At 50.3% G+C, this 6822-nt stretch carries 10 protein-coding genes; 4 read left to right on the top strand and 6 right to left on the bottom strand.

The features are described 5' to 3' along the window. The 5 genes from yidC to rpmH all read right to left on the bottom strand — a co-directional run. A partial coding sequence (gene yidC / locus NTZ04_02590; GenBank protein ID MCX5991207.1) for a membrane protein insertase YidC occupies nt 1-369 on the bottom strand: 369 nt, incomplete at its 3' end. Between the two features lie 9 nt (nt 370-378). Further along, on the bottom strand, nt 379-1668 hold the full coding sequence (locus NTZ04_02585; protein MCX5991206.1) for a PQQ-binding-like beta-propeller repeat protein: 1290 nt from the start codon (nt 1666-1668) through the stop codon (nt 379-381). Nucleotides 1669-1706: 38 nt separating this feature from the next. Beyond that, the gene (yidD, locus tag NTZ04_02580) at nt 1707-1916 is read right to left on the bottom strand and encodes a membrane protein insertion efficiency factor YidD (GenBank protein MCX5991205.1); all 210 of its coding nucleotides are present in this window, start codon (nt 1914-1916) and stop codon (nt 1707-1709) included. A gap of 3 nt (nt 1917-1919) precedes the next feature. After that, nucleotides 1920-2264, bottom strand: coding sequence for a ribonuclease P protein component (rnpA, locus tag NTZ04_02575; GenBank protein ID MCX5991204.1), 345 nt, complete (start codon nt 2262-2264; stop codon nt 1920-1922). Nucleotides 2265-2285: 21 nt separating this feature from the next. After that, nucleotides 2286-2423: a 50S ribosomal protein L34 gene (rpmH, locus tag NTZ04_02570; GenBank protein ID MCX5991203.1), complete on the bottom strand. Its 138-nt coding sequence runs from the start codon at nt 2421-2423 to the stop codon at nt 2286-2288. Between the two features lie 150 nt (nt 2424-2573). Here rpmH and NTZ04_02565 point away from each other — a divergent pair, with 150 nt between their 5' ends. Further along, a complete protein-coding gene (locus NTZ04_02565; protein MCX5991202.1) occupies nt 2574-3500 on the top strand; it encodes a phosphoribosylaminoimidazolesuccinocarboxamide synthase in 927 nt (308 codons plus the stop codon). Beyond that, nucleotides 3487-3741 (top strand): phosphoribosylformylglycinamidine synthase subunit PurS, encoded by a 255-nt coding sequence (gene purS, locus NTZ04_02560; protein MCX5991201.1) that lies wholly within the window; start codon nt 3487-3489, stop codon nt 3739-3741. The genes NTZ04_02565 and purS overlap by 14 nt, the downstream gene beginning before the upstream one ends. 68 nt (nt 3742-3809) lie before the next feature. On the opposite strand, the gene NTZ04_02555 is transcribed toward purS, so the two are convergent. Further along, nucleotides 3810-5366: a CoA-binding protein gene (locus NTZ04_02555; GenBank protein ID MCX5991200.1), complete on the bottom strand. Its 1557-nt coding sequence runs from the start codon at nt 5364-5366 to the stop codon at nt 3810-3812. A 276-nt stretch (nt 5367-5642) separates the two neighbouring features. On the opposite strand from NTZ04_02555, the gene NTZ04_02550 reads away from it, so the two are divergent. After that, entirely contained in the window at nt 5643-6269 is a 627-nt protein-coding gene (locus NTZ04_02550) for a hypothetical protein (GenBank protein ID MCX5991199.1), read from the top strand. Between the two features lie 115 nt (nt 6270-6384). Further along, nucleotides 6385-6540 (top strand): hypothetical protein, encoded by a 156-nt coding sequence (locus NTZ04_02545; protein ID MCX5991198.1) that lies wholly within the window; start codon nt 6385-6387, stop codon nt 6538-6540. Nucleotides 6541-6822 lie beyond the last annotated feature (282 nt).

Genomic DNA, 6822 nt, shown 5'->3' with positions numbered 1-6822 from the left:
GACAACGGCCCGGTAGAGACCAATGTAGATAGGCATCTGGATGATCAGCGAAATCAACATGGGAGAGGAAAGACAACCCAAAGGGCTGATCCCTGCTTCCTTGTAGAGCTTCATCGTCTCCTGCTGCAGCTTCTGCGGGTTCTTGGCATACTTCTTCTTTATCTGCTCCAACTTCGGCTTTATTTCGTTCATGCCCTCGGACATCTTTTTGGAGCTGCGGAGCTGATACACGGTGAGAGGTAGTATTACCAACCGCACGATAATGGTGAGGGCTATGATGGCGAGGCCAAAGTTGTGGAAGAGAACGTTAGACAGAACTACCAGGAAGTTCAGTATGGGGTGGAGAACAATGAGGTTCCATATGCCCAAGGCTATGCCTCACTCACTGATCTTGTCCGTCCGGAAACTCCAAACAACCTCTTCAGTAGACAAGGCAAGAGCATAAAGCGTGTGGGTGCCGTCCTGAGCATGGAAATAGACTGTATCATTGTCAGAGCCAGCATAGAGAGGCGCAAAAATAGGTGCGAGCGGCTTCTTGGCCTCCTTGAGTAGCTCCGTATCCTGAGATACATACACATCTGGTGTAGAGGAGTCGGTGTCACCTTCAATGGTGTACGCTGTCCAATCCCTGGTTTCAGGGTCAATGGCATATACTCTGCCATCCTGTGAGCCCACAATGATACGGTCCCCCAAGAGAACCGGAGGCGCATACACCATTCCCTGGGTTGTTACTCTCGCCCTTTCCTCCAGAGTCACGGCGTCAAGGGCATAAACGCTGTGGTCGAGGCATCCCACCCATATTTCACCGTTGTAGGGTAGAGCCTGCGTCCAGAACCAGTTTCCCGCCCCATCAAAAACACTCTTCGCCTCCCTCACTGGAACCGGGCTCCCTTCCTGCCTGGAGACAGCATTGAGCCGCTCTTCTTCCGTCGCTGCGTCAAGGGCATAGAACTTGCGGTCACAGGCCCCTATATAGATCATCGTTCCATCAACCACCAGAGGGGTAGACAGGATGGCTGCTTCTGCCTCAAAGTGCCATATCTCTTTGCCACTCGCTGTATCCACGGCATAGAGCTTGTGGTCAGCAGAGCTGATGTAGACTATACCATTCCTAACCACCGGCGTTGACCAGATCTTATCTCCAGTCTTAAACGGCCAGCCCGGTTTCAGATGCAGATCAAGATCGAACGCATATAACTTCCCGTCCGAACTAGCCACAAAGACGCTGTCACCATCCACCACCGGGTCCCCAACAATAGCACCATCGGTCGAGAAAGGGTCGCTCCTGCTCCCATCACTGATGTTGAAATAGAGGATATCTCCATTGTATGCCCCAACGTAGAGTCTGCCCTCATACAGCACAGGTGTTCCATACACCCCCATCGGCTTGGAAACCCGGGTTGAACAACTAAACCCTCCCCCTCCCGTTGCTGCCCCCACGTCCTTATCCCACTTAAGATCGGGGGTACCGTCGGATATGGACGTGAGATCCAGAGCAATAACCTTGCCCTCAATAGTGCCAACGTAGAGGACACCTTCCTTGACCAGGGGCCCGGACCATCCTCTGCTTGGGGCGCTGGTACATCCTGTTACGAGAAGAATGCACAACAGAAGCAGAATAATGGAGATTGCCTTAATCGGTTTGAACTTCTTGATATCGGAGATCATTAATCTATAGCTTCCAAACAAGTAACGCGAGTCATACATCAAGGTACGGGGTCAAAACCCCCGGCACTGAACGGATTACAGCGGAGAATTCTTCTCATGCCCATGCATATACCCCTGGGCAAACCATATCTTGAGATCGCTTCATAGGTGTAGTGAGAGCAAGAAGGTTCAAAACGGCAGACAGAAGGGACAAATCTCGACCAGGTCGATTGATAGAACCGAATCAGGCCTAAAGAAATCCTTCTCATTACTTAATCCCTCAACCTTGCTCGACGGGCTAACTCATCCAGAGCTTTCCTGATCTCATTGTACTCGGCCGTGGCAGCAGCACTGCGGGGAATGAATACCACATCCCACCCGGGCTTCCAGGAACTCAATCGCACACTCTCTCGCAGCAATCTCTTTACCCGGTTCCGTACTACTGCTTTGCCCACTCGCTTGCTGACGGAAAACCCAAACCTGCTATGTTCCAACTCATTAGGAATAGCCCTCATTACCAGTAGTTTATTGGCCCAAGACTTGCCACGGCTGTAGACTGCAATATATTGACCATTCAGGGTAAGGCGCTGTTCCCTTCTCATCGCTAGTGCGGGCACAAGGGGTACTTCCTAATAACCCTAAACTGTTAATTTATAGCGCCCTTTGAATCTCCGGGATTTCAAAACATCGCGCCCACCACGAGTCCGCATCCGGAGCCTGAACCCGTGCACTCTCTTCCGGTGAATCTTCTTAGGCTGATAAGTCCGCTTCGGCATTACAATCGTGCTCCAATAGTGCCCTATCATACCTGACTTCCCAACCCAAGTCAAGGCGAGGATGTTGCGGTTGCCACAGAAAAGCGTGCTGTGTTAAACTTGCAGCAGTAAGACCTGCCCGAAGAAGACGAATCATAGAACTGACGCCACATGGCTGTTGTGCTTGAGACCAACTTATCCCTTCCTCTCCTTCACCGGGGCAAAGTGCGGGACAACTACGAGCTGGGCGATAGACTCCTGATTGTAGCCAGCGACCGTATTTCTGCCTTCGATGTGGTTCTACCCTGTGGCATACCTGAGAAAGGGATTGTGCTCAATCTCCTCTCGGCTTTCTGGTTCAAGAGGACCGCTCACCTTGTGCCCAATCACTTAATCGAAGTGATCAAGGATATCAGTCAGCTTAACGTCAACAATATCAGTGGATACACTTATCCTTCATTCTTAGTCAATCGTTCCATGATCGTCAAAAGGGCAAAACGAATTCCTGTCGAGTGCGTTGTTAGGGGGTACCTATCGGGCTCAGCCTGGGCAGAATATGTCCAGCATGGTACTATTCATGGCAGTACTGCGCGTTCAGGTATGAAGGAATCACAGCAGCTGCCGCAACCAATATTCACCCCCACCACCAAGGCTGACGCTGGACACGATCAGCCTCTCTCAATGAAAGACTTGGTCAAACTGCTCGGAGAAGCCCTGGCTGAAGAACTTAAAGAAAAAAGCCTGGTTGTCTACAGCTTTGCTGACGAATATGCCAGAACCAGAAACGTAATTATTGCTGATACCAAGATGGAGTTCGGGCTTGTTGACAACCAGGTTATCTTGATTGATGAACTCCTCACACCAGACTCCAGCCGTTTTTGGGATGCCAGCAGCTATGAACCTGGCAAACCTCAGCCAAGCTTTGACAAACAGATGGTTCGAGACTGGTTAACAGCCTCGGGTTGGAACCGGGAACCACCTGCACCGATGCTCCCCGCTGATCTCATCAGGAAGACTTCAGAGAGATACCAGGAAGCCTATCTAAAATTGACAGGCAACACACTATCAGGGATCATTAAAGACAATGTACTTAGCTAAGGTTTACATTACGCTCAAACCCACAGTCAACGATCCGCAGGGGCTTACCATTAAGGGAGCTCTCCACGATCTGGGCTTCCCAAAAGTGAGCAGCGTACGGGCAGGGAAGTATATGGAGATAATGTTAGAGGAAAAGAGTCTGATTAAGGCTAAAGCTCAATTAGAGGAAATGTGCCATAAGCTTCTCGCCAACCCTGTGATCGAGACCTATCGTTTCGATATGGAACAGGTCTATTCCTGAATACGCCACTGCCCTTTTGCTGTTAGTCTATCCAACACCGCAGTGGCGCATCCTGAAGACGAATACGGTTATTTCACCTTTCCCTGTAGCTGGGCCAGCATTCCAGGGTGAGCCCTCTCAAAATCCATCAGCCTCCGAATAGCTCTGGCAGCCCCTCTCATTGATAGAAAAACAGGGAACCCGGCTTCAATGCAGAGTCTCTGCGTTTTGAGGGATGCCACCCATGCGTCCTCATTTGCTATAAAGTGGATTACTGTGGCTACCGGCAGGCGGCAGGTCTTCGCAGCCACGATCAATGGCCCTACCCCAGTGGTTATTGCCCAATCACGGACGATGCCGGGCATCGAGTCGATAGAGCAGTGAAGTATCAAGGAATCTAGTTCCGGCCAATCCTCTAAAGCACTTATAAAATCACCCATCCCCTTGTCTCCCCGTCGGAATTGCATCTTCGGAAGGGCCTCTTCCCACCCTGACATACCGGCTGAGTTAATCAGCCGTCCCTGCTCAATACCCATCAGAGGACTGGCGTCTATAGGGTTACGGAGCATACTGCCTGCCAGGGGCATAAGCTCTTTCATTCTATCCCTTATCTTCGGCGGTATAGGTGGCAGCCTGAAACCAGCCCGCTCCAGTTCATCAGTGGCCAGCAGACTGGCACCCCCACCATTGCCCACAGCACAGACATTCAATCCCCCAGGTGGCGCCATGCGTAGGAGTACCACCAGCATATCTACCATCTCATCAACGCTACATACCTTTATGGCACCGACCTGCCTCAGCAATCCCTCCCAGGCAGCATCTGATCCAGCCAAAGCACCGGTGTGAGAAGCAGCAGCCCTGGCACCGCCGTCAGTGTATCCTCCCTTGTATATAACCACCGGCTTGGTGGAGGCAGCCCTGGCAAGCACCTTACGCAGACGCTCTCCATCAGAAGTACCCTCGATATAGGCAGCGATAACCTTGGTTTCAGGATCATCTGTCAGATAGTCCAGGAGGTCGCACTCATTGATGTCGCAAGCATTACCATGGCTAATGGCCTTACTGAAGCCAAGACCTCGTACCACAGCACTGCGGATAATATATGTGGCATTGCTGCCGCTTTGCGAGATGAGCCCAACCGGTCCGGCCTCATAAGGATAGTTAATACAAAAACTCATTCTCGATGTTGGGCAATAGATGCCCATACAGTTGGGACCGAGGATGCGTACATGGTTGCGACGGGCAGCCTCCAAAAGCTTTCTCTGCAACTCAACGCCTTCCGGCTCGCCAGTCTCAGCAAATCCAGCAGTGTAAAGCTGTAGTATCCTGGTACCTACCTCACGGCACTCATCAAGAAGTTGGATTGTTTCCCGGGCGGGGATGCAGGATATAACGTGATCCACTGGCTCAGGAATATCCCTTAAGTGAGCGTAGACAGGGAGCCCTAATATCTCACCCCCTCTGGGGTTTACCGCGTAGATTTTGCCCTGGTACCCCATCCGGATCAGCGGCTCAATATAGAACTCATTGATAAACCATTTCAGGGGGTCAGTGGACGCGCCAACCAGTGCGATCGATCGTGGGTGGAAGATATACTCCAGCGGTGGGTTGCTCGTTCCGCTGGCATAAGGTGCTGGTTTTGTCATCTGCTCAGCACCTGGCTAGCTTGTCGTACCGCAAAATCTTCGCCAAGGTATATATTTATGTCAAGCGTTGAGATTTCGAAGAGCATCTAATTGCAGCGTAAATCACTGGATTGTATCATGAGTTCTGTATATTGCCCCACGATTCCTTGTACAGCCATCTGTAGAAGATTCTAGCGGTTATCTGTGCAGATGTCCAAACACCCCATCCTTCGGTTCTCTTGCAAGATGGTGTAGTTATAGATTATCCTCCTGCCCAAGTGGTAGGAGGAAAACAAAATGCCAGAGTTCAAAGAATGGCGAGAGTTCTGGGGCGAGGTGGTGAGGATGTGGAGTAAGAAACACGGCTTCACACTCACCAATTGCCTGAAATTCTCTTTCCCAATTGCAGCACTTTCATTGTTCGGTCTACTTTACGGTCTCCTACAGAGCAAAGAGACATGGCAGATTGCAGTTTCCAGTGTACTGTTGGGGATGAGTACATTTATCCTGTTCTTTACTCTTTGTTTTCTTTTCCCCTATGTGAAATGGAGCAAAGATACAAGAGAGCGGGATGCCCGCATATCTGAACTCATTCCTCTGGAAGAATACAAGAAGCAACAGGTTGGGCATGAGCAAGATTGGCTGCATCTTGTTGTGGAATACATCGATCTGATAAAGAGGCAGAATACTACAGAAGATCAAATCACGGTCAGATTCAACTTCGATAGTGGCTTGGTGTACGCGTTTCAACCTGCCCGAATGTGGGTTTCACCGATACTAGGGGGATACGAAGCTATGGAGTCACAACATGAAGTTATTTTCCCCCCCAATTTCCTACCTGGGAAGCGGTCTCAACTATCCACCATGATGGTGACTATCAAGGATAAGAGGTTGATAGAGTTGATTGGAACAGCAAGGGTATGACAAGGCGAACCCATGAAGACAGGGCTAAAGGTGGAAATGCAGTTGCGAAGTGGTCAATCTTCAGTCGTATTCAGGCCAGACTTATACTGAAAAATCAGACGAGAGGGAGGCGAAAATGGAAATAAATTGGTTTTGGTATATCGGGGGTCTTGTGGCTGGTTTCATCGCTGGAGGCTTGTTCGTAGACAAAGTGCTGAACAGTAAGAAGAACGAACCACCTCGGCGGCAGAAGTTCTGCCCACGCTGCGGAGAATCCTTGGAACCAAAATGAGTAAATTCTGCAATTGACCGTATGGTCTACACTGTAGCTATCCTCACAGGGAGGCTACAGAGATGGACAAATACATACTGAGGAGAAACAGGGAAATGGAAACGGTAGTACACAAACTGAATAAAGAACCGCCAACACCCACTAGTCTAGTGTATCGCTAATAACTTGACAATGATGGGGGTTTGGTTTATACTGTCTGCATGTGGAAAACAACTGACCCCATCGCGTTGACCCCGGAGCAGCAGCGGATTCTCGAAGCTTGGGTTCGCGCCCAGAAAACCC

It is taken from the genome of Chloroflexota bacterium (genome assembly GCA_026389585.1).
GTDB lineage: Bacteria > Chloroflexota > Dehalococcoidia > UBA2247 > RBG-13-53-26 > JAPLHP01.
Note: the sequence above shows the minus strand (reverse complement) of the source record. Positions and strands in the feature narration are given on the sequence as shown.

Coding starts and splice junctions, on each gene's coding strand:
- rpmH (MCX5991203.1), bottom strand. CDS start 2,423: ATGCCGAAGCGGACTTATCAGCCTAAGAAGATTCACCGGAAGAGAGTG.
- NTZ04_02550 (MCX5991199.1), top strand. CDS start 5,643: ATGCCAGAGTTCAAAGAATGGCGAGAGTTCTGGGGCGAGGTGGTGAGG.
- NTZ04_02565 (MCX5991202.1), top strand. CDS start 2,574: ATGGCTGTTGTGCTTGAGACCAACTTATCCCTTCCTCTCCTTCACCGG.
- NTZ04_02545 (MCX5991198.1), top strand. CDS start 6,385: ATGGAAATAAATTGGTTTTGGTATATCGGGGGTCTTGTGGCTGGTTTC.
- NTZ04_02585 (MCX5991206.1), bottom strand. CDS start 1,668: ATGATCTCCGATATCAAGAAGTTCAAACCGATTAAGGCAATCTCCATT.
- purS (MCX5991201.1), top strand. CDS start 3,487: ATGTACTTAGCTAAGGTTTACATTACGCTCAAACCCACAGTCAACGAT.
- yidD (MCX5991205.1), bottom strand. CDS start 1,916: ATGAGAAGGATTTCTTTAGGCCTGATTCGGTTCTATCAATCGACCTGG.
- NTZ04_02555 (MCX5991200.1), bottom strand. CDS start 5,366: ATGACAAAACCAGCACCTTATGCCAGCGGAACGAGCAACCCACCGCTG.